General features: G+C 61.5%; 20 protein-coding genes, 2 tRNA genes and 1 pseudogene. 12 read left to right on the top strand and 11 right to left on the bottom strand.

Annotation, left to right across the window (positions count from 1 at the left end; genetic code table 11):
- Positions 1-29: 29 nt before the first annotated feature.
- Genes RY1_RS21370 through RY1_RS21380 form a run of 3 tightly spaced genes read left to right on the top strand, consistent with a single transcriptional unit; the run spans position 30 to position 2,691 of the window.
- The gene (locus tag RY1_RS21370; RefSeq protein WP_072806062.1) at positions 30-1,817 is read left to right on the top strand and encodes a TIGR03767 family metallophosphoesterase; all 1,788 of its coding nucleotides are present in this window, start codon (positions 30-32) and stop codon (positions 1,815-1,817) included.
- Complete coding sequence (locus RY1_RS21375; protein ID WP_072806063.1) at positions 1,814-2,155, top strand: hypothetical protein; 342 nt, start codon at positions 1,814-1,816, stop codon at positions 2,153-2,155. The genes RY1_RS21370 and RY1_RS21375 overlap by 4 nt, the downstream gene beginning before the upstream one ends.
- Entirely contained in the window at positions 2,152-2,691 is a 540-nt protein-coding gene (locus tag RY1_RS21380; protein WP_072806064.1) for a hypothetical protein, read from the top strand. Before RY1_RS21375 ends, RY1_RS21380 begins: the two co-directional genes overlap by 4 nt.
- On the opposite strand, the gene RY1_RS21385 is transcribed toward RY1_RS21380, so the two are convergent.
- Positions 2,630-3,592: a pseudouridine synthase gene (locus RY1_RS21385; RefSeq protein ID WP_072806065.1), complete on the bottom strand. Its 963-nt coding sequence runs from the start codon at positions 3,590-3,592 to the stop codon at positions 2,630-2,632. The genes RY1_RS21380 and RY1_RS21385 overlap by 62 nt on opposite strands.
- Before the next feature lie 76 nt (positions 3,593-3,668).
- Positions 3,669-4,037 carry an excalibur calcium-binding domain-containing protein gene (locus RY1_RS21390; protein WP_072806066.1) on the bottom strand — a complete coding sequence of 123 codons (369 nt, stop codon included), beginning with the start codon at positions 4,035-4,037 and terminating at the stop codon, positions 3,669-3,671.
- Positions 4,038-4,164: 127 nt separating this feature from the next.
- On the opposite strand from RY1_RS21390, the gene RY1_RS21395 reads away from it, so the two are divergent.
- From RY1_RS21395 to RY1_RS21410, 4 genes and pseudogenes are all read left to right on the top strand, one after another.
- Positions 4,165-4,368 carry a DUF3072 domain-containing protein gene (locus RY1_RS21395; protein ID WP_072806067.1) on the top strand — a complete coding sequence of 68 codons (204 nt, stop codon included), beginning with the start codon at positions 4,165-4,167 and terminating at the stop codon, positions 4,366-4,368.
- A gap of 58 nt (positions 4,369-4,426) precedes the next feature.
- Positions 4,427-5,809 carry a DUF2252 domain-containing protein gene (locus tag RY1_RS21400; protein WP_072806068.1) on the top strand — a complete coding sequence of 461 codons (1,383 nt, stop codon included), beginning with the start codon at positions 4,427-4,429 and terminating at the stop codon, positions 5,807-5,809.
- Positions 5,810-5,816: 7 nt separating this feature from the next.
- Positions 5,817-6,459 (top strand): annotated as a pseudogene (locus RY1_RS21405) (hypothetical protein).
- A 143-nt stretch (positions 6,460-6,602) separates the two neighbouring features.
- On the top strand, positions 6,603-7,622 hold the full coding sequence (locus RY1_RS21410; protein WP_072806144.1) for an alpha/beta hydrolase: 1,020 nt from the start codon (positions 6,603-6,605) through the stop codon (positions 7,620-7,622).
- Here the strand turns inward: RY1_RS21410 and hisC are convergent.
- The gene (gene hisC / locus RY1_RS21415) at positions 7,619-8,680 is read right to left on the bottom strand and encodes a histidinol-phosphate transaminase (protein WP_072806145.1); all 1,062 of its coding nucleotides are present in this window, start codon (positions 8,678-8,680) and stop codon (positions 7,619-7,621) included. The two genes, RY1_RS21410 and hisC, sit on opposite strands and share 4 nt — an antisense overlap.
- A 91-nt stretch (positions 8,681-8,771) precedes the next feature.
- Here hisC and RY1_RS21420 point away from each other — a divergent pair, with 91 nt between their 5' ends.
- The 3 genes from RY1_RS21420 to RY1_RS21430 all read left to right on the top strand — a co-directional run bounded on the left by RY1_RS21420 (position 8,772) and on the right by RY1_RS21430 (position 9,858).
- Positions 8,772-9,518, top strand: a complete 747-nt coding sequence (locus RY1_RS21420) for a dienelactone hydrolase family protein (protein ID WP_072806069.1) — start codon at positions 8,772-8,774, stop codon at positions 9,516-9,518.
- Between the two features lie 114 nt (positions 9,519-9,632).
- Positions 9,633-9,722, top strand: a tRNA-Ser gene (locus RY1_RS21425).
- A gap of 63 nt (positions 9,723-9,785) precedes the next feature.
- Positions 9,786-9,858 (top strand) — tRNA-Arg (locus RY1_RS21430).
- 72 nt (positions 9,859-9,930) lie between these two features.
- On the opposite strand, the gene RY1_RS31055 is transcribed toward RY1_RS21430, so the two are convergent.
- Together RY1_RS31055 and RY1_RS21435 are read right to left on the bottom strand one after the other, a co-directional pair.
- A complete protein-coding gene (locus RY1_RS31055) occupies positions 9,931-10,170 on the bottom strand; it encodes a GNAT family N-acetyltransferase (RefSeq protein ID WP_371829496.1) in 240 nt (79 codons plus the stop codon).
- Between the two features lie 10 nt (positions 10,171-10,180).
- Complete coding sequence (locus RY1_RS21435; RefSeq protein WP_072806070.1) at positions 10,181-10,444, bottom strand: hypothetical protein; 264 nt, start codon at positions 10,442-10,444, stop codon at positions 10,181-10,183.
- A gap of 591 nt (positions 10,445-11,035) precedes the next feature.
- Between RY1_RS21435 and RY1_RS21440 the strand changes: the two genes are divergently transcribed.
- Positions 11,036-11,824, top strand: a complete 789-nt coding sequence (locus RY1_RS21440) for an RNA polymerase sigma factor (RefSeq protein ID WP_072806071.1) — start codon at positions 11,036-11,038, stop codon at positions 11,822-11,824.
- 1,687 nt (positions 11,825-13,511) lie between these two features.
- Here the strand turns inward: RY1_RS21440 and RY1_RS30730 are convergent.
- The 3 genes from RY1_RS30730 to istA all read right to left on the bottom strand — a co-directional run bounded on the left by RY1_RS30730 (position 13,512) and on the right by istA (position 16,092).
- The gene (locus tag RY1_RS30730) at positions 13,512-13,826 is read right to left on the bottom strand and encodes a glyoxalase superfamily protein (protein WP_371829497.1); all 315 of its coding nucleotides are present in this window, start codon (positions 13,824-13,826) and stop codon (positions 13,512-13,514) included.
- A 104-nt stretch (positions 13,827-13,930) separates the two neighbouring features.
- Positions 13,931-14,704: an IS21-like element helper ATPase IstB gene (istB, locus tag RY1_RS21455; protein WP_072806074.1), complete on the bottom strand. Its 774-nt coding sequence runs from the start codon at positions 14,702-14,704 to the stop codon at positions 13,931-13,933.
- Between the two features lie 50 nt (positions 14,705-14,754).
- Entirely contained in the window at positions 14,755-16,092 is a 1,338-nt protein-coding gene (gene istA / locus RY1_RS21460) for an IS21 family transposase (protein WP_072806075.1), read from the bottom strand.
- Positions 16,093-16,314: 222 nt separating this feature from the next.
- Between istA and RY1_RS21465 the strand changes: the two genes are divergently transcribed.
- Positions 16,315-16,557: a transposase gene (locus RY1_RS21465; RefSeq protein ID WP_371829498.1), complete on the top strand. Its 243-nt coding sequence runs from the start codon at positions 16,315-16,317 to the stop codon at positions 16,555-16,557.
- Positions 16,558-16,626: 69 nt separating this feature from the next.
- On the opposite strand, the gene RY1_RS21470 is transcribed toward RY1_RS21465, so the two are convergent.
- From RY1_RS21470 to RY1_RS21480, 3 genes are all read right to left on the bottom strand, one after another.
- On the bottom strand, positions 16,627-16,920 hold the full coding sequence (locus RY1_RS21470) for a transposase (RefSeq protein ID WP_169914778.1): 294 nt from the start codon (positions 16,918-16,920) through the stop codon (positions 16,627-16,629).
- Positions 16,921-17,314: 394 nt separating this feature from the next.
- Positions 17,315-18,430, bottom strand: a complete 1,116-nt coding sequence (gene srmL / locus RY1_RS21475; RefSeq protein ID WP_072806077.1) for a PheS-related mystery ligase SrmL — start codon at positions 18,428-18,430, stop codon at positions 17,315-17,317.
- 285 nt (positions 18,431-18,715) lie between these two features.
- Positions 18,716-19,948, bottom strand: coding sequence for an MFS transporter (locus RY1_RS21480; RefSeq protein WP_084727671.1), 1,233 nt, complete (start codon positions 19,946-19,948; stop codon positions 18,716-18,718).
- Positions 19,949-20,051 lie beyond the last annotated feature (103 nt).

A 20,051-nucleotide genomic window follows, 5' to 3' on the forward strand; every position in this document is an offset into this window, starting at 1 on the left:
TCTTCCGCTAGCCAAGATCGAGGAGTTCGATGCCAGGATTGTCTCGTCGTCAGTTCATGAGTCGGACGGCCGCGTTGGCCGCGTTGTGGGGTGTCACGCCTGCCCTGTTGGGGAGCCGCGTGGCGATGGCGCAGACTCCTACCGTTGCAGCGCCGTCGACACTGACGGGAACGATTCTGCGCGCTGCGGGTGATGCGCACTCGTATCGGACGTTGCGGGCGGGCCCGGGGGAGGAACATCTGCCACGCCTGGACATTCTGCGACGGGCGCCCGCCGAGGCCAGGGTGCAGGCTCGGAGGTCGATTCTGTATCTCGGCCACCTGTCGGACATGCATGTCATCGACGCTCAATCGCCGGCTCGCATCGAACCGATGATCGTTCAGGACCACGCGACGTGGGGTTCGGCGTTTCACCCGCAGGATCCTCTGACAGTCCACGTGACCGCTGCGATGGTCAAGTCCTTCGCCGACAACACCATCAGCCCGGTCACCGGCGCGCCTCTCGGTGCTGCGACGGTCACCGGGGACAGTGCGGACATGCACTCGCATCTCGAACTGCGTTGGTACATCGATGTTCTCGACGGGTCCCCGGTCACGCCGAACAGTGGATCGCCGACGGTGTTCGAGGGCGTCCAGGCCTGGCGCGACGCGCAGTGGGCCTATCGACCGGGCGACCCGTCGGGAGGATCGTTCGGCGACTACGGATTCCCGACGCTTCCCCGGTTGCTGGGTGATGCGATCGCCCGACCTGTCGAGTCGGTGGGTCTGCCAGTGCCGTGGTACGCGGTGTACGGCAATCATGACACCCTTCTGCTCGGCACGTTCGACGTCTCGTCGCAACTGCGTTCGCTTGCCGTAGGAGGAGAGAAGGCATACACCTTCGAAGGGACGGCGTCGACGGCACTCGCCGGGTACGCATCGACGGCCAGTCCGCTGCAGAGAATGATCGACGCCGTAGGCGTGCAAGCAGGAACGCGGCCAGGATTGCGCAGTGTCACAGCCGATCCGCAGCGCTATCTGTTCGAGCAGCGCGAGTTCATGGCCGAGCACTTCGACACCACCGACACGCCAGGTCCGATCGGGCACGGATTCACCCAGCACAATCTGGATACGGGCCAAACCTGGTGGTCGACGGATATGACGCCCCACGTTCGTGCTTTCGGCCTCGACACGTGCAACGCGGTCGCCGGTGCCGATGGGGCGGTGCCGGAGGACCAGTTCGACTGGCTCCGAGGCCAATTGGAGAGAGCGCAGGCAGAGAAGAAGCTCGTGCTGATCCTCACGCATCACAACAGTCTGACCCTGGAGAACCGAGCGCAACGCCCAGGAGTGAACACCAGACTCTACGGGGCAGAGGAATTCGTGGACCTCCTCTTGACGTATCCGGTGGTGATCGGGTGGCTCAACGGCCATACCCATCAGAACCAGATCCTCGCGCATCGAGGCGCCGATCATGGATTCTGGGAGATCACGACCGCGTCGTGCATCGATTTTCCGCAGCAACAGCAGACGGTCGAGATCGTCGACAACCGCGACGGAACGCTGTCACTGTTCACCACGGTGCTCGACCACGCGTCACCGATCACGCCCGGCGGTTCCGGTGGTTACCTGGATCTTGCATCGCAGAGCCGCGAACTGGCGGCCAATGATTGGGCCGAGAACCCCTTGATGAGACGAGGATCGGCTTTGGATCGCAACACCGAGCTCCTGCTGCCCGCGCCCTTCGACATGGAGACCGTCACCGACGCATCACTCGAACAGCAGCATCTGGGCGAGCACGCCCGACTGCTCGCATACCAACAGCGGGCCACGCGGTGAGGCGCCTCGTCGCAGGTGTTGTTCTGATACTGGCTCTCGGTGGATGCTCCCAGGTCGACGCCCTTGCTCCCGTGGGCGGAGCTGGTATCGCCGACATGCGCTACGCCGTCAACGACGTACTGCTCGAGAAGGGCGTGGACATCCTGGTGGCCCCCGTGTGTTCCGGAGACGGACTCGAGCTGCGATGCACGGGTCAGACGGTGAACGACGAGACCATCACGGCAACATCGACATCCGAGGACGAGAGTACGTTCGAGTTGGTCGTCGGCACCGAGACCGTCTACTCGGGGGATGTGCAGACCGTCCTCGAACGCAACGGGACGGTCGGTGCATCGTGAAACGCTTTCTGGTCTGTGCGTCGATCATTCTGGTGGGTGCGGTGATTCAGGCTCTGTTGGTGGTCGGCGATCCGATCCCGACGCAGTCATGGGCATTCTCGTTACGAGTAGTGGCGTCGGCGTCGGTGCTGATTCTGTTGGTCTGGTCGACGTTCGGGATCGTCGACGACAACCGGCTCACTCTCCGTTTGCTGCTGGTCACGATTGTTGCGGTGTTCTGCGGAATTCTCGCGGGCATACTGAATCCGGTTCTGGCCCTTGTTGTTGCCGTGATCTCGCTGCCGGTGCTGGCGGCTGCGGCGGCCGGACCAGTGCATGCGGTCACTCGGACGATCAAGGCTGCCCCGGTCCGGGTATTTCTCGGATTGGCCTGGGCTGCAGTGCTGCTCATCGTCAATGCAGCGGTCGCGCTCGTCCTCGGATTCTTCGTCACGGGCCCTGCCGCCGCCGGGCTGACGTGGCTCGCGTTCGGAATCAGTGCAGCGGTTCTGGCGATCTACTGGGCGTCGCTGCACCGGCGGGCGCAGTCGTCGTAACCCATCTCTCCAAGGTTCGACGTGTGTCGAATCGGCGCACGTCACCTGATATCGGGTCCGTGAACTCCATTGCCGATGCGAGAAGCTGGAGAGGTGCGGTGAAGTCGTCGAGCGGCCTGTCGGTGGGCTCGGGATAGAGGTCGTCGCCGAGTATCGGGACGCCGAGGGAGTTCATGTGCAGCCGGAGTTGATGTGTCCGACCGGTCCGTGGGTGAAGTCGATACCGGCCCAGGCCGTCTCGAACCTCCAGAAGCTCCACGACAGTCTCGGCGTTCGGTTCGCCGTCGACCTCCCGTGCCTCGAAGTCGCCCCTCTCCTTGACGATTCGGCTTCGTAGAGTGAGTGGAAACTCCAGGTTCGAGTACGGCGCGATCGCCTCGTATTCCTTGTTGACCTTTCGGTCCTGAAACAGCGACTGGTACGCGCCGCGAGAGGCAGGGTCGACGACGAACAGCACCAATCCGGCAGTCACGCGATCGAGTCTGTGCGCGGGAACGAGAGCCGGGAGGTCGAGATCACGGCGCAACCGGACCAGTGCGCTCTGCAGAACATGGCCGCCGCGCGGAATGGTCGACAGAAAGTGCGGCTTGTCGACGACGAGAAGCGTCTCGTCGCGATGGACAACGGTGATATCGAACGGGACAGGCGGTTCGTCCGGCAGGTCGCGGTGAAACCACACCGCCTCGCCCGGAACGTACGGCGCATTCGCAGCCACGGGACCGTTCATGTCGACGATCTCGCCCCCGGCGAACATCTCGTCGACGCGTTCTGCTGGGATCCTTGTCTCACGGGCGAGGACGAAGTCGACGATCGTGGCCCATTCGCCGTCCTCGGGCATGCGAACCCGGGCCGGATCGAGACCGTGTCTCTTCGGCAACGGGGGTTGCTGCCGTCGTCTCACGGGATGACGGTACCGAGTTCGCACTTGTGCTGACGAAATCGGCTCACCGGCCTGCACAAGTGCGAACTCGAGGGGCCTACTCGCAGCCGATGCCGTCGGAGTCTCGATCGAGGTGCGGGCCGTAGCCGTAGTCACCGCGACGGACGGGCGCTGCACCCGCGTTGCGGGCTTCGGTGCAGTTCTTGTACTGGAACGTGCTCGGTGCGGGGGCCGGCGCTGGGGCGGCCTGAGGTGCCGGGGGTGCAGGCGGTGCGGGAGGTGCCGGGGGTGCGGGAGGCGCAGGCGGCGGCGGCAGAAGCGGCGCCGGGCAGAACTGTGCCGATCCGGTGTTGCACAGGAAATCCGTGATCGGATCTGCTGCCGCGACGGCGGGTGTGGTCATCATGGCTGCGGCGAGAACGATCCCGCCGAGGCCGACGCGGGCCAACAGGGTCTTGCGTGTCATTCGATTGCTCCTGACGGAAAAAAGGGGTGTCAGGTTTGATTTTCGAGGCGCAGTCCTTGAACAGTCAATGAAGTCATTCCCGTGAATGAACGGGTTTGGGATGCGGGCAACCGGTGAATACGAACGTATGAGCGAAAAAGAGCAGGTCACCCAGAATCCCGAGAAGGACCCCGAGAAGTGGGTCACCGGCGGAGAGCCCATCACCGGTCCGCAAGAAAGCTACCTGAACACCCTGGCGCAGGAAGCCGACGAGGAAGTTCCTGAAGATCTGACCAAAGCCGAGGCGTCGGAGTTGATCGACAAGCTGCAGGACGAGACCGGGCGGGGTTAGCGCAAACCCACCCGCTGCGGATGACGACGGGGCGTGCGGGGCGAGTCAGGATCGAAAGATGACACCGACGCTCGACCGGGAGGCCAGACGCAAGCGGGGTAAAACGGCGCGTCGCGCGACGCCGCTCGAGTCCCTCGCCGAGCACCGCGTCGTCCGGCGTGATCCGATTGCTCTGCTGGAACAACAGGCGGCGACGCGTGTGCCGGAGTTGGTGCCCATCCGGTACGGCCGAATGGTCTCGGCGGAGTTCCCGTTCTATCGCGGCGCCGCATTGGTGATGGCGGATGATCTGTCCCGTTCCCCGAACTCCGGGATAGCAACGCAGCTGTGCGGCGACGCGCATCTGAGCAATTTCGGTGTCTACGCAACTCCCGAGCGTCGACTTGCATTCGACATCAACGATTTCGACGAGACGCATCCCGGGCCTTTCGAATGGGATGTGAAGCGGCTCGCGGCAAGTCTTGCAGTGGCCGCGAAGTCGCGGGAGTTCTCGGGTAAGCAACGACGCCGGATCGTTCGCGCCTGCGCGGCCGAGTATCGCGAAACCATCAGACGCCAAGCCGAACTCGGAAATCTCGCGGTCTGGTACTCCAACGTCGAAGTGACCGACGAGTTCGAGGCGATCCACAACCAGCTCGATCCCGTCCAACGCAAACGCATGCAGCAGCTTGTCCGAAAAGCGCGGTCCAGGGACAGCATTCAGGCACTCGGCAAGCTGACCGAGCTGGTCGACGGACGGCGTCGCATCATCGCCGATCCGCCGCTGATCGTGCCCGTCGAGGACATGATCGACGACGCTCCGGGCGCCTACCGCGATTTGGAAGATCGATTGCGGACCTACCGCGAGACGTTCCAACACGACAAGCAGGTGCTGTTCGACGACTTCCATCTGGTGCAGTTCGCGCGGAAGGTCGTCGGTGTGGGAAGCGTCGGAACGAGGGCGTGGGTGATTCTGATGCAGGGGGCCGATGAATCGGATCCTCTGTTCCTGCAGGCGAAGGAAGCGCAGGAGTCCGTGATCGCGCCGTACTGGTCCGGGCCGAGTTACGACAACGAGGGCCGCAGGGTCGTCGAGGGTCAACGGCTGATGCAGGCGTCGAGCGACATCTTTCTCGGTTGGCAACGAAGCCACGATCCGGATGGTTCGAAGCGCGATTTCTATTTGCGCCAATTGCGCGACGGTAAAGGATCCGCTGTCATCGAGGTCATGGAACCGAGCGGTATGGAGATGTACGGCGTGCTGTGCGGGAGAGTACTGGCGTACGCGCATGCCAGGTCGGGCAATCGATTCGAGATCGCAGGTTATGTGGGTACGAGTACCAAGTTCGAGGATGCGATCACTGATTTCGCCGAGGTGTACACGGTGCAGAACACCGCCGATCACCAGGCGCTGATGGAGGCCGTCGACAGTGGCCGGGTGATCGCACAGCAGGGAATCTGAGGGGGTGATGCTTCGTCGTGAGTCGTGGGGTTTTGTCATCGGATCGCTGCTGTTCGGCATAGCAGCTGTTCCGGGCTATGCCCAGCTCGTCGGTGTCGATGCCGACAACATCACGTATTTCGTGGGTTCGCTGTTCTTCACCGCGGCGGCGTTCATCGCGCTGCGGCTGAGCGGTCGACCTGTTCCCGGCGACGAGTCGGAGAAGGTCGAGCGTTTCGATTGGTGGGCCGCGACGATTCAGTTCGTCGGCACCGTGCTGTTCAACCTCAGCACCGGAATCGCGATGGTCAGCGGATTGACGGCCGTGCAATCGGACCGGTGGGTCTGGCGACCGGATGTCTTCGGCTCGGCGGCGTTTCTCATCGCCAGTGGATTGGCCGTCGTGGCGACGACGGAGACCGACAAGTTGTGGGATCCGCACGCGCGAAATTGGCGTAGTACCTGGCTCAACATGGTCGGGTCTATCGCCTTCGGAATCTCGGCGATCGCAGCATTCGTCTACCCGTCGACCGGAGACATTCGTCTACCCGTCGACCGGAGAGTTGGCGAACGTTGCCGTAGCTAACTTCGGAACCTTCGTGGGCGCTGTGTGTTTTCTGGTCGCGGCGCTGCTCATGCGCCCTTTTGGACATGTCCCAAAGAACCGCTAGAACTTTTGTACCGCCTTCGGGGCCGCTATTGTGGGCGGTGCCACAACTCGCGGCGACCCGACCTTGGGGTGAGTTAGGTTGGGTGGCGAATGTTGTTTCAGGTTGCGCCGTTTGCGGTGTGACGGGGGAGGATGAACTTGTCGATGTACCGTCGTGTTCTGGCAACAGTGGGGGCCGGTATCGCGTTGTCGTTGCTGGGTACCTCGGTGGTGACCGCGCAGCCGCTACCGGGAACCGGGAGCTCGGACCCGGGTGCGCAGCCGTTTGCCAAGGCAGCTCGTATCGACCATGTCGACATGATCACCGATCGGCGGGCAGCTGTGTTCGTCGAGTCGCCGTCGATGAACAAGATCGTTCAGGTGCAGGTATTGCTCCCGGCCGGCGGCGGACCGCGTCCCAGTCTTTATGTGCTCGACGGCGTGAGTGCAGGCAAGGAATCGAACTACCTCGAGAGCACGTGGACGCAGAAGACCGACATCGTCAGCTTTTTCGCCGACAAGGACGTCAACGTGGTTCTGCCGGTCGGAGGTTCGAGCAGCTACTACACCGACTGGAACGTGCCCGATCCGATTCTCGGAATCAACAAGTGGGAGACGTTCCTGACCTCCGAACTTCCACCGCTGATCGATGCTCGATTCTCTGGTAACGGAACCAACGCCATCGCAGGTGTCTCCATGGGCGCCCAGGCGGCCATGGATTTGATCACCCGTCATCCGGATCTGTACTCCGGCGTCGCCGGACTCAGTGGGTGCTACGACAATTCGCAGAACAATCTGAAGGACGCAGTGCGTGCCACCGTTGCGATGAACGGCGGCAACGCCACCAACATGTGGGGCGAGAACGCCGATCCGGGTTGGGTTGCACACGACCCGTCACGAAATGCAGAAGCGTTGCGCGGCAAGGACGTCTACGTGTCGGTCGGCACCGGACTGCCCGGTCCCTACGAACTCGGTCCTGGCGGGAAAGGTGTGCAGGAAGCAATGCAGGGTGGTCCGCTCGAAGCGGCTGCGCTGTACTGCACGACGCTGTTCGATACCAAGCTCAGGTCCATCGGCATCCCCGCGACGTTCACGTACCGCCCGTACGGTATTCATCAGTGGCCGTACTGGCAGGACGACCTGCGCGAGGCCTGGCCCACGCTGGAGCGCGCGCTCGATCTCTAGCGTGCGGCGGTAGCGGCGTACTTCAGGAAGGCGTCGTTCTCGTGCGGGTCACCGATGGTGATCCGCACGCCGTCGTTTCCGTAGGCGCGCAAGATCACTCCGGCTTCGGCTGCATTGTCGGCGAACGCGCCCGAGCCGTCGCCGAGGGGTAGGAACACGAAGTTCGAGTCCGAATGTGGCACGGTGTAGCCCCATTCGATCAACGCGTTGCGAACCCGTTCACGCTCTTCGACGAGTGCGTCGGTGCGGGCGAGCAATTCGTCCTTGGCAGCCAGTGACGCCAGAGCAGCTTGTTGCGCAACCGAGTTGACCGCGAAAGCGATGCGAACCTTGCCGAGGGCAGTGATGATCGCCGGATCGCCGACGGCATATCCCACGCGCAGTCCGGCGAGCCCGTAGGCCTTGGAGAACGTGCGCAGTACCAGGACGTTACGACGCCCTCGGGCGAGTTCGACTCCATCGGTGTATTCACCTTCGGGGTTCTCACGTGCATATTCGAAGTAGGCCTCGTCGAGTACGACGAGCACGTATGCGGGCACCGCATCGAGGAACTTCTCCAGCGCGGATCTGGTGACGACGGTGCCACTGGGGTTGTTCGGATTGCAGACGAAAACGACGCGGGTGCGATCGGTGATCGCGGCGAGCATCGCGTCGAGGTCGTGGACGTGGTTCTCGTCGAGAGGAACCTGCACCGGCGTCGCACCCGCGACGCGAGTGATGATCGGGTAGGCCTCGAACGACCGCCATGCGAAGACGACCTCGTCACCGGGGCCGCAGGTGATCTGTACGACCTCTTGGCACAGCGCCACCGAGCCATTGCCGGCGGCAACGTTCTTCGGTTCGACGTTCAACATCGCAGCCAGTTCGGCGACGAGCGCGGTGGCGAGGATGTCCGGGTAACGATTGACGTTCTGCACTGCCTCGGCGATCGCGTCGCGCACGCTCGGAAGCGGTCCCTGAGTGGTCTCGTTGCTCGCAAGCTTGATCGCGCCGGGGAAGTTGCGTCCCGGTACGTAGGCGGGGATGGCGTCGAGGTCGGTGCGAATGCGAGCGGTCACGGGAGACATTATGCGCCTGGCAATCGGTCACGTTTCGTGCGCGTCCGGCGGTATTGGCCCGGTGGGGGCGCGTCGGCACTATTTTGTTTCTATGTCGGGAATCTTCACGGATGTCGCTGTGCTGCGGATCGACGTGGATCCGGAGGCCGACGACGACGCCGAGCAGCTACCCCCGGTTCAGCAGAAGGTACCGCTGAAGGCGATTGCACCGGAGGGCAATGTTCGGGGCGGGATCGTCGTTCTGCACGAGTCCCGGGTGATTCCGGAATCGCTGATCGACCTGCTGCGGTCCCTGGCCCTCGAAGGATGGCTGGCTGTCGCCCCCGATCTGTTCCATCGAGGCAGTGACGGTGACGAGGTCTTCGGCGAAAACTTGTTCGCGGACTTCGACGCGACATTCGACTGGCTCACCTCACGTGGGGTGTATCCGGACTGTGTCGGGGTCATCGGGTTCGACGACGCGGGCACCGCAGCACTGATCGTCGCCACCAACCGCCCGATCGGCGCGGCCGTCAGTGTCGCCGCGGCAGGCATCCTCGAACCCATCAACGAGGACGCCGTCGCTCTCATCGAAGCCGCGCCGGGGCTACAAGCGCCGTGGCTCGGTTTGTACGGCGAGAACGACCCCCGGACCCCGCCGGAGCACATCGAAGGGCTCCGCGAGGCAGCCATGCGGGCGTCGGTGGCCACCAACATCGTCAGCTACAGCGGACTTCGACACCGCGCCGACGAAACGCAAGCACCGTGGGGCGGGGCCGAGGAGAGCGATCCGGCGACAGCAGCGCTCATCGAAGCCCAAACCAGAATCTTCGACTGGTTCGACTCGTTCCTCAGATGAGGGCACCTCGGTCATCGCAGCCTTCACTCCAGCTGGGTTGACCAGGCGTTTTGCGCTGACGGCTTCAGCGTGTGTAATCTCTTTCCTCGGCGGTCCGAGAGGGCCGGCAGCCTAGGAGGCGTGCCAGAGCGGCCGAATGGGAGTCACTGCTAATGACTTGACCCTTCACCGGGTCCGGAGGTTCAAATCCTCTCGCCTCCGCCACGCTGATCCGCAAGGATCAGCATGAAGTACGGTTGGTTCGCAAGAACCAGCACAACTGAACACGCGCCCGTAGCTCAACGGATAGAGCACTTGACTACGGATCAAGAGGTTAGGGGTTCGAATCCCTTCGGGCGCACAGAGACAGCCCCTGAACTGCAGCTATATGCGTTCAGGGGCTGTTTGTTTTGGTTTCAACTCAACACTTTGGTCAACACAGACGGGTCTGTGGACGCGGAAAGTGTTGAGTGTTTCGGACTTCAGTGGCCGGGCATGGACCTCCCGAGACTTTTGGTCGTGAATAGAACTTTCGAAGCCGTTCTGCATCGAGCTCGTCGGTCACACGACCGAACCAGACTCGTACACCTCGCTGCGTCAGCCGGGCCTCCACTTCCGAGAGCAATGCTGAGGCAAGTCCGTCATTCCGGTGCGCCGCATCAGTTGCGATCAAGTCGAGGTTGCTATGTTAGCGCCGTCCCATGAAGGTGACTGCCCTTCGCTGAAAAACCGACTATCCCAGCAATTTCGGTAGTTCGGCAGGAGAGGACGGCTGCCACAATCCGACCGGAACCCGCGTGGTCACGAATCATGAGGATCACGGGCTCGTAGAGTGAGTCGTAGTGCACCGAAGGCACCGCGTCCGGCGCAATACCGCTGAAGACGGTCTCGAAAAACGCCTGCACTTCGGCGCGGTCATCGGAGGTCTCGGCGCTGGTTACAAGCATAGGGTCGAAGGTAGACTACCCGAGCGAGAGGCGTGCGCCCCCGGCTGGTCGGCGAAAGTGTCGGTCTCGGTCACCTCGTAGCTCCCCGAAACTTCAGTCGGCGATGAGTGGGCGCCGGCGGTGCCGAAGAGGGCCAGACAGGCATGGGTGTGCGCGGGATCGTGTCGCGCCCAATATCGGATCCCGGCAAACCCTGCACCGTGGGGGCGGATGCCCATAGCTGTGTCAGCTGATAGTTCCCGGTGGTGAATATTTTCTGCTGTGACGCCGAATTGTGCGGAGGTGTTGGACGTCAGGTCCGCAAGCCAACGTGTGTCGCTTATCAAACTGTGTAAGTGCGCGTGCGGTGAGCTCGGTGCTCGGGACGACCCGCATTCCGCCCCATTGTTTGGGAGTCAGTCAGTGATATCGAGTCTCGCCGCCAGGTTGACCGGCATCTATGCAGGTAGAATGGATGTAAGTGAAGGGTGGTGGTCTCACGAGGAAAAATTTCCAGAAAGATTCAGGGATTTGGCCCACTGGGCCACTTAAGAGGAAAAGACACCCGAAGGGCTGAGGGTGTCATTCCCTCGCAAGCCCGGAGACATAGCCATGGATCAAGCGGCCCGGCCCGCACAGCACTCTGCTGGTGATGGCGCACATCTACAACCCGAAGACCGCACTGATGTCGAGGGATGGCTGGTCGAGGCCGAGTTCGACCGTGAGAACGAGCGCATTCAGCGACTCGGCGGGGACGAGGAGCTGCTGCTTAAACTCCAACTCAGCTCTTTCGCTGATCGTGACTGGAACCCGGTTGCGCAAGAACTCGCCCGGTACGGGCTTGCAGTCATCACGAGCTGGATGCGCAAACGGTCGATCTACAGAAAGGTCAAACAGCGAACCAGCTACGGTCTGCCGACACTCGATGACTGGCCGACCGACGACCACGTTGTCAACGACATCGCCGAGGACACTGTCGTCGAAGCCCTGGGGTACTTTAAGAAATACGTTCTCTTGGCGGGAAAGTGGGATCCGACCCGAGGAGCCAGCCTCCGGACCTACTTCATCGGTCAGTGTCTCTACAAGTTCGCCAACTGCTATCGCAAGCACTACGACGCCGAGGTCCTTCGCCGCTCGACGGAGTACATCACCGATGACGAGACTCTGGCCATCTTCGCCGCCTCCATCCGCGGTATCGAAGACTCAGTGGTCACCAACAGCGAAGTCCGCGAGGCACTGGCCTCAGTCACCACCACCCACGCCAAGATCGCCCTCATGCTCTATGCGCAGGGATACAAACACCAAGAGGTCGCAGACCGACTGGGGATCGTCGGCGGTGCAAAAGCTGTCGAGAACATGATCACTTATCAGAAGAAGCTAGCGAGGAAGAAGTCATCATGAACACGCCCCCGCATGACATTCATCAACTAATCGAACGTTCCTCTCTCGGCACGCAATCGGCTCGCGCGGCCAGGCACAGCGTCCCGGTCGAGCGCGGCCGGTCAATGGTGGCACGAGCGTCCGCGAAGCCGGCAACCAGTAGGAGACAGCGGGGGCGACAAGCTGACGTCTGGCCGCACGATGAACCTCGGAAATAGAAGTTTCAGGGATTTCCGAGGTTACAACACTTAGTAGTAGTTGTCCGGCTCAACACCGAGTCGGTCAACCGAAAGAAGAAGACAATGGCAAAAGGACACGCGCGCAGCGCAATTACAGGTCGCTACGTCACCCGGGGTACCGCAACGCGGAACCCACGCACAACCGTTACCGAGCGAGGCGGCAATCACAGTGCCGGAACCCATCACCGCAGCGCCATCACGGGACGCTATGTGACCCCCGCGACGGCCGACCGTCACCCGAACACGACAGTCACCGAGAGGGGATAACCCCCAGTAGGTCGTGGAGGGTTGGATCTAGGGGAAGCGATCCAGCCACACTGACGCCATCTACCCAGGAAGCGGACAAGTGACGGCGTCAAGTGCCACCTACCGCAAACCACGACCTGTAGTGCTTTCGAAAAAGAAGAGCACCACACCTTGTGGTCAGACGGAGTGTCGCCACCGAAATTTCGGGAATGAAGGCTACAATTCGATGAGCAGAAACGCCTGGAACCTCAGGCGTCGGACTGCCTGAGGTTCCAGTGTGATTCCCTGCAAGGAATTCCTTCACACTAGGCCGCCAGGGCCCCCGGCTTCAAATCGACACGCTGAAGCCGTTCTGTAAGAGAGCAATACGCGATCTCGGCCCCAGGTCGACTCATCCGAGTCGGCCCCTAGAGAAGGATAAATACATGCCCTCTGTCCCAACCCTTACCTGTCCGTACTGCCGCCATACCTTCGTGGGAGTGAAGGTAACCCAGCATGGTCTGATGACCTGCGGCAACTGCGGCAAAACGATACGAGTCTAAGTGGCGATACTGCCCGGCATCTGTCTGGGCTGGCCAGGTGCGCAGCGGCCCTCCGGTCGCAGTTTGACCGACGGCCCGCTGCGCGCCGGCCTCGCCTCTGCGCGGCGATCTGGATCCGGGTCGAACGGCAACCAACCCGTGTCTCGCCGTAGTGAGATTCGCGTTACGTTCCGTCACCGGCGACAAAATTCGTTGTGCTGCAACCTATGTCAAAATAGAGATTGCGTCTGGCGACTGATCTCCAGGCCGTAAGCCAGTCTGCATTGGCCCACTTTTGTCATCGTCAGTTGACGGTGCGCAAACTGCGCTTGCCTGCAGCCGAAAGCAACACGACCAAGTCACTGACTTCGGGATGGCTGGTGGGTGAACGGCACGCAAACCTCGGTGTGCGCCACGCATCTTGGCCCGCTGTGCTGCGACTCTGATGTTTCGGCGAACCGAGGGAAGTGGCGACAGTGCGGAGTTCAACACGCCACTTTCCTTCGACGCGGCCCACAACCTGCTTGAGTGCTTCGCGGGTGCGACTTCCTGCACGGCGAGAATATCGGGTCTCATGACGTAGATCGCGGCGGCGAGAGCGTCGGCTTTCGTATCAAAGTCCTGTTGGACCACCGTCCCAGCCGGGCAAATAAGTTTGGAGGTTCCACGTCGCTATTGCAGTGAAGGAAGCCGCTTCAACAACTAACGTGCTTGGCAGAAACGCAGGACGTTCCCGAACGGGTCCACGACTTCGACAGTCGGACCGCCCGGCGCACCATCGTCGATGCCCGGTTGCATGCGTCGGTGCCCCCGGCTGGAGATTTCTGCATGAAACTCCGACGCGTTCGATACCGGAATCCACACTGCTCCGCCCGGAACGCAGTCGCCGTGATGTTCGGACAGATCGAGCACCGTCGCTCCGCGCCAGATCCTCATATAGAGAGGAAGATTGCCATCGAATCGGTGTTCCCAGTCCACGACGAAGCCCAAATAGTCGATGTAAAACTCCCGCGCCAACGCCTCATCCTGGACCCGCAGAATCGGTACCGCGCCGCCGGATATCGGTGGACGACCTCACGTGTCGGTGTGTGTACGACCTGATGTGTCGGTGTCCGGCAGGTTCATGATGCCGGTGATTCGACTGGTGTGACAAGTCCTTGCCGGTCTTTGAGTCGGTAGCTGGGGCCGTTGATGGCCAGGACGTCGCAGTGATGCAGGAGTCGGTCGAGGATGGCGGTGGCGAGGACGTCGTCACCGAGGACGGTTCCCCATTCGGTGAAGTGTTTGTTGCTGGTGATGATCGTGGATCCCTTCTCGTATCTGCGGCTGATCAGCTGGAAGAACATGTTGGCTTCGTCGCGGTCGAGGGCGAGATAGCCGACTTCGTCGATGACCAGCAGTGACGGTCGCATGAGGTTGGCGAGTTGGCGAGGGAGCCGGTTCGCGGCGTCGGCTGCTTTGAGTTTGCGGACGAGGTCGTCGAGGGTGGTGAAGTAGATCGATTTTCCGGCTTGGCAGGCTGCGACTGCCAGCCCGATCGCGATGTGGGTCTTGCCTACTCCGGGTGGTCCGAGAATGGCGATGTTGCCTGCGCCGGTGAGGAATTCGAGGGTTGCGAGGTCGCGTACCCGGCGTGGTTCGAGTCCGGGTTGGAAGGTGTAGTCGAAGTCGTCGAGGGTTTTGTGGTGCGGGAGCCCGGAGAGTTTGAGTGCGTTGCGGAACCGCCGTGATTCACGGACGGCGACTTCTTCGGAGAGGAGATGGTCGACGAAGTCGAGGTAGCCCATCTGGGCGGAGTCGGCGCGGGCAGCGGACTCGGTGACCGATTCGGCTGTGTGGCCCAGGCCCAGCCGGAGGGCGTTGTCGATGATCCGTTGGGTGGTCAATGAACTCATGGATGTGTACTTCCCGTTCGCGAAAGATGTTGCGATGTTTGGTTTGTGGCCTAGACGGCGTAGGCGGAGAGGGGCCGGTGTTCGACGTGGATGTGACCGACGAGGGAGATGACCTTCGCGGTCAGCGGATCGGATCCGTCGATGCCGCCGGCGTCGGCCGGTGCGTCGGTGGTGTCGGCGTCGCTGCGTCCGTCGGTGGTGGCGCGGGTGTGGCCGTCGGGCAGTGATGCCCAGTGCGCGGGGTCGACGATCCAGGCGCCGCGGACGTGTGAGCGTGTGTGCACGGCCAGGACGGCGCCGCCGGCGCTGTCGAGGGTGGCGATGGCGATGTTGTCGCTGCCGGCGCGGACTTGGACTCGTTGACCTGCCCGGACACGGTCCGCGGGGACGGAGTAGAGCGAGGCCTCGAAGGAGATCAGCGAGTCGTTGCCGATGCGCCGTAGATGGGCTTCGGCGACCAGATACGGCTCGGCCGGGATCGGACGCAACGCCGCGTGATCGACATCTGCTCGGACGCCGATGACCTCGCGGTGCGTGCGGTGCACCTGCGTCCGGCGGATCGGGACCCAGTCCATGAAGGTGCGATCGGTGTCGGCGAGGTCGGTGAAGGTGCGGCCGGCGAGGACATGATCGCGGACTATTTTCACTTGCCGTTCCACGCGGCCTTTGCCGGTGGGCCGGTAGGCGGCGAGGACGTCGATGTCGAAGCCGTAGTGCCCGGAGAATGCGACCGCTGCCGGGTGCAGCGGTACGGCATGTCCGGGCCGGACATGTTTGCGGACAATGGTTTTGGTGCGGTCGTAGACGATCGAACCAGGCACGCCGCCGAAGTGCGCGAAGGCCCGGATGTGGCTGCCCCAGAACGCGGCGGCATCCATCGAATGGGTGTAGCAGCAGAACGGATCACGTGAGAACGAGAGGGCCATGTGGAAGGAGTAGACCTTGCGGCCGGTGCCGAACAGGTCGCCCTCGTCTCCCCAGTCGACCTGTGCTTGGGCGCCGGGGATCGTTTCGAAGCGGCGGTGCAGGTTACCGAGGACGGATTCTTCGGCGCCGAGTTCATCCCGAATGATCGGATGTGCTGTGCTGCAGTAGATTTTGACGCGTTGGTAGTTGACGTTGACTGATTTTTCGTTGGTGAGGCGTTCGTGAATGACCGACGCTGCGATGGTGATGTCGGCGCGCAGCATCTCCTCGATCATGGCTGCGATGTCGTCAGCGATGGCACGTTGCTGGGTTCCTGCTCGCGAGGTCTCCTGCGGTGGATGGGCGGGTGCATCCTCGGCGAGGTATCGGCGGACGGTGCGCCAATCGCAGCCGCATTCGCGGGCGATGTCGGCGTAGGTCGCGCCGGCCTCGTGCAAGGTTTTGAAACGGCGGATGTTCATCCAAGACTCTCCATCAAGGATCATGGCAAGGGCCACCCTTCGGGTTCGTCGACTTGGCGGTAGACGATTCGAAGGGTGGCCCTTGTCGTGAGCGAGTTACGACAGGACTCGCCGAGCACCTACATATGAGGTTGTACGGGGACCGTCACGTGAGGGTGTACACCGATAGCGCCCACAACGTCGAAGGTTTTCGGACTCGGCCCCGACACCGCTGCCGCGCTTCTGGTCACGGTCGGAGACAATCCCCAACGTCTCAAATCGGAATCCTCTTTCGCCCATCTATGCGGTGTCGCCCCGATCCCGGCCTCGTCGGGCAAGACCAACCGCCACCGTCTACACCGCGGAGGCGACCGACGCGCCAATCAAGCACTCCATACCGCCGTCATCGTACGACTCAGATACAGCGACCAAGCTCGCAGTTACGCAGACGCCGCAGGTCAGAAGGCAAATCGACGCCGGAGATAATCCGCTGCCAAAAACGCTACCTCGCCCGCGAAGTCTTCACCGCACTCCGACAGGATTACCTAGCCCTCATCACTTGACATCTATAGGAGCGTCATTCGCTACCTCACGCAGCGCGTCTTTCTCCAATTCGGCGTCGGCGAGCAGGCGTTTGAGCTTGCTGTTCTGCTCGCGGAGTTCCTTGAGCTCCTTCGCGGCGTCGGTGTCCATGCCGCTGTATTGGCGGCGCCAGTTGTACAGCGTCGCTGCCGAAACCTCGAGCTCGGCGGCGATCTCGTCCTGTGTCTTGCCTGCAGCGGTGAGCTCGTCGGCGCGCCGTAGCTTGCACACGATGTCCTCTGCCGAGTTCCGCTTCCGTCCAGCCATGTTCTCCATCGTCCTATCTGCCCTGTTCGTGGGCAACAAGACTCTAAAACAGGGTGGCCCCGTTCACCGGGGACACGCCAAAATGGCGCTCAATTTCCGACATCGTAAACGCGGGTTCTTGTTTTGCACTCGTTATCTCCTAAGAGTCCGAGGTTCTGGAGCAAGCGCCGACACCGCCTTGGGGTGAGACGTCGCCCACTAGACGAAGCGCTGGTCGAGGGGCCTCAGCTCCAAGCACCTCCCGAACCCGGGAAGGGTGCCAGCTCAGCTGGCGCACTATATCGGCCTGCTCGCTGACTCGACGGTCAGCGAGCAGGGCGTCCTCCGAAAGTACCGACGGCACCTCACCGCCTTGGCGTCCATAGGTTCAGGGCGGCGAGCTGAACTGACACCACTAAATAAGCTCCATCACCGGCCCTTCGTGCACAGCCTTGTAAATAGTGTTGCGGATCATGTTCGCCTCTTCTGAAGTGAGCGTGCGGTCAATCGGGCGCAACACAATCCGCAACAATAAATTGACTTGACCTTCGCAGGTTCCGAGGCGCAATCGGGCGGCCTCTGGTAGCTGATCATGGGTGGTCCTGCTAATAATTTCGACTGCTTCGATCACGTCTGCGTCGTGGTCTAGAGCGACTCGAATTCTGTCGCCCAGCGTCTCTTCGTCCTCTCCCTCTGGAAGGATCACAGAAATGTCACGTCGAGCCGCCGGAAGAGACGAAACATGCTGCCACGGCTCCAAGTTGAGCATTTGCGACGCAACGCGCGGATCTTCAGCCCTGAGGTATCGAATGTCGGGGATGGACTTACGCAACATAAGGGCACGCTCAAGCCCCATGCCTAGCGCCAATCCCGACCACTGGTCGGGATCAATACCAGACCCCCGCATCACATCAGGGCTGATGCGCCCGCATTCAGCAAGCTCAAGCCATTCACCGTTATGCAGCACATCAATTTGTCGCGCACCGACGGTATACGGATGCTCGACATCAGTCACCGCCCATTCGGCGCCAGGCAGAACCGCTTCCACCAAACAGCTGATCATCGTGAGCATGTCGTTGTCGTTGATCGTAGGTGTGCTACAAATTCGCCACAGATCCACTTGGTGCGGTTCGCCAACATGGCTTCGATCCATCACATCTCGCCGGTACGTCAGGCCCGGAGCCACAATTAGCTCATCAACAACTTCTTGACCGCCATAGGTTTCGAGCGCATGCGGGAGTTCGGCGCTCGTATGGCTACGAAGCATGACTGTCGGACTTATATATCGGGTGTAGCGGCGGGCGCGAGTCACGTCGCAAGGGTCATAACCGAGACGGTCGTAATTCTCGCGAACAGGGACGACTGGCGAGTTGCGAACATAGCGAACTGAGCTACCCCAAACAGATTGAACCGAGGTCACTACTGCACTGAGCAGCGCTTGGACGGCATGTTCGCCTTGGCTTGGGTCTGTGAGATCGCGAATTTTTAACGCACGATAAAGCTGTTCAGACGTAAGATATTCGGGGTCCATAATTGTTGCCTCCAGAGTGGTTGCGGGTCAGGGTCTGTACCTCTCCCCCGACCGCACCTACGGAGACCTAGTGCACTGAATGCACGTTAAAAGCCCCGCGGCCATGCTCCGGCCGGGGGTTTCTAAATCGCTGAGTCCAACGCACAGGCCCACGATACAGCAGGGCGCCTTTTTTGGACAGTCCCTGCAATGACATCTCACGTAAACAACCTCGAAATAGCCAACACACAATCCGCTTGATGGAGAGGTTCGAACTGACCAATTCGGACATCATTTGATCTTGAGTCATGTCGATCCTTGTTCCGCTTGCGTGGCATTTACGGATGACCAGCGCAGTAACAATCGCGTGGCGACTCCCACAGGCAGGAGCGCGATGGCCGCCAGCACGAGCCATCCTTGCTGGAAGGAAATCAGCGCTGTGACCAAGACGGGCCCAACGACCATCTGGACATCCAGCCCTAGTCCGAACACTGACTGATACTCACCGACCCGTCTTTCATCAGCCAGGGCGAAGGACAGTCCCCATGCGCCCGCAGTCTGAACGATCTCGCTGATCGTTAGCAAGATGACTGCTGCAGCAAGCAAAGTCCACGAGAGCGCGGTCATTTGGTCACCTATGAACACCAGCAGCACACACGCGCCTGCCAACATCATGGTGCCGCGCCAGTGAGCTCTCGTCGCACCGCGCACGGTGTCGGTGCCTCGGCTAAGCCGCACCTGGAGTCCGACCACCATTAGACAGTTGACCGCGAGGATCGACGGTACGACCCAGCTAGGCGCGTCTGTACGGTGTAGAAGCCACAGAGGAAGACCGATCAGAAGCGCGGAATTGTGCAGGGATCCGAACATGCTAGCGATGGTGGCGACGACAAAGGGCCGATCTCGCAGCGCAACATAGCCTCGCCGAGACTCGGCTGCGACGGGTTTGGACCGAACAGGGGGCAAACGCAACGCAATCAGCACGCATGCCACAAACATGGCGACGTTGACTAGCAGTAACACATTGAAGGCGCCTGAGCCTCCAACGAGTAACGCTCCCGCTGCAAACAGACTGCCAAGTGCGAAACCGGCGTTGAGCGACACGTGTGCCGCAGCCCGGACCTTGAGCCGCATAGTGGGGAACAGTTGGGCAATCACTGCTGGGCGGATGGGGTTTAGCAGCCGCTGGCCGAGCACCACTAGTGATGTTGTGACAAAGAATCCGATCAACGACGTCGGCAGCAAGTAACCAAGCAGGAAGAGCGCGACTGCGCTATTCAGTAAGACGAGCAGTCCGCGGCGGTCTACGCGATCGGCAAGTTTACCGAATGGCAGTATCAGGGCGAGGGCGACGAAGCTGGCGGTCGACAACGCGACGCTGATCTGCCCTGGGCTACGCTCAAGTACCTGGGTAAAAAACACTATTCGGGATGACACGAACGCGCCCGCACCGAAGGCTTCCAGCCCGTACATGGCGATGATTCCGCGACGAGCCGAACTATTGGTCTCCAACTCGGTCGCTTCACCTGGCGAATTCATCGGGCAACTCCGACCGCAACGGTGATTCCACTCCGCAATTCGGCACAGGTGCGCGACCAGCCCCTGATTGGCGGACGCAGCAATGTGGTCGATCTCACGAAAT

Origin of the sequence: Rhodococcus yunnanensis NBRC 103083 (assembly GCF_001895005.1) — a bacterium.
Taxonomy (GTDB): Bacteria; Actinomycetota; Actinomycetes; order Mycobacteriales; family Mycobacteriaceae; genus Rhodococcoides; species Rhodococcoides yunnanense.

Excerpts from the sequence above, each read along its gene's own strand:
- RY1_RS21440 (WP_072806071.1), top strand. The coding sequence starts at position 11,036 with ATGGATCAAGCGGCCCGGCCCGCACAGCACTCTGCTGGTGATGGCGCA.
- RY1_RS21410 (WP_072806144.1), top strand. The coding sequence starts at position 6,603 with ATGTACCGTCGTGTTCTGGCAACAGTGGGGGCCGGTATCGCGTTGTCG.
- RY1_RS21395 (WP_072806067.1), top strand. The coding sequence starts at position 4,165 with ATGAGCGAAAAAGAGCAGGTCACCCAGAATCCCGAGAAGGACCCCGAG.
- RY1_RS21480 (WP_084727671.1), bottom strand. The coding sequence starts at position 19,948 with ATGAATTCGCCAGGTGAAGCGACCGAGTTGGAGACCAATAGTTCGGCT.
- srmL (WP_072806077.1), bottom strand. The coding sequence starts at position 18,430 with ATGGACCCCGAATATCTTACGTCTGAACAGCTTTATCGTGCGTTAAAA.
- istA (WP_072806075.1), bottom strand. The coding sequence starts at position 16,092 with ATGAACATCCGCCGTTTCAAAACCTTGCACGAGGCCGGCGCGACCTAC.
- istB (WP_072806074.1), bottom strand. The coding sequence starts at position 14,704 with ATGAGTTCATTGACCACCCAACGGATCATCGACAACGCCCTCCGGCTG.
- RY1_RS21400 (WP_072806068.1), top strand. The coding sequence starts at position 4,427 with ATGACACCGACGCTCGACCGGGAGGCCAGACGCAAGCGGGGTAAAACG.
- RY1_RS21370 (WP_072806062.1), top strand. The coding sequence starts at position 30 with ATGCCAGGATTGTCTCGTCGTCAGTTCATGAGTCGGACGGCCGCGTTG.
- RY1_RS21435 (WP_072806070.1), bottom strand. The coding sequence starts at position 10,444 with ATGCTTGTAACCAGCGCCGAGACCTCCGATGACCGCGCCGAAGTGCAG.
- RY1_RS21420 (WP_072806069.1), top strand. The coding sequence starts at position 8,772 with ATGTCGGGAATCTTCACGGATGTCGCTGTGCTGCGGATCGACGTGGAT.
- RY1_RS21470 (WP_169914778.1), bottom strand. The coding sequence starts at position 16,920 with ATGGCTGGACGGAAGCGGAACTCGGCAGAGGACATCGTGTGCAAGCTA.
- RY1_RS21390 (WP_072806066.1), bottom strand. The coding sequence starts at position 4,037 with ATGACACGCAAGACCCTGTTGGCCCGCGTCGGCCTCGGCGGGATCGTT.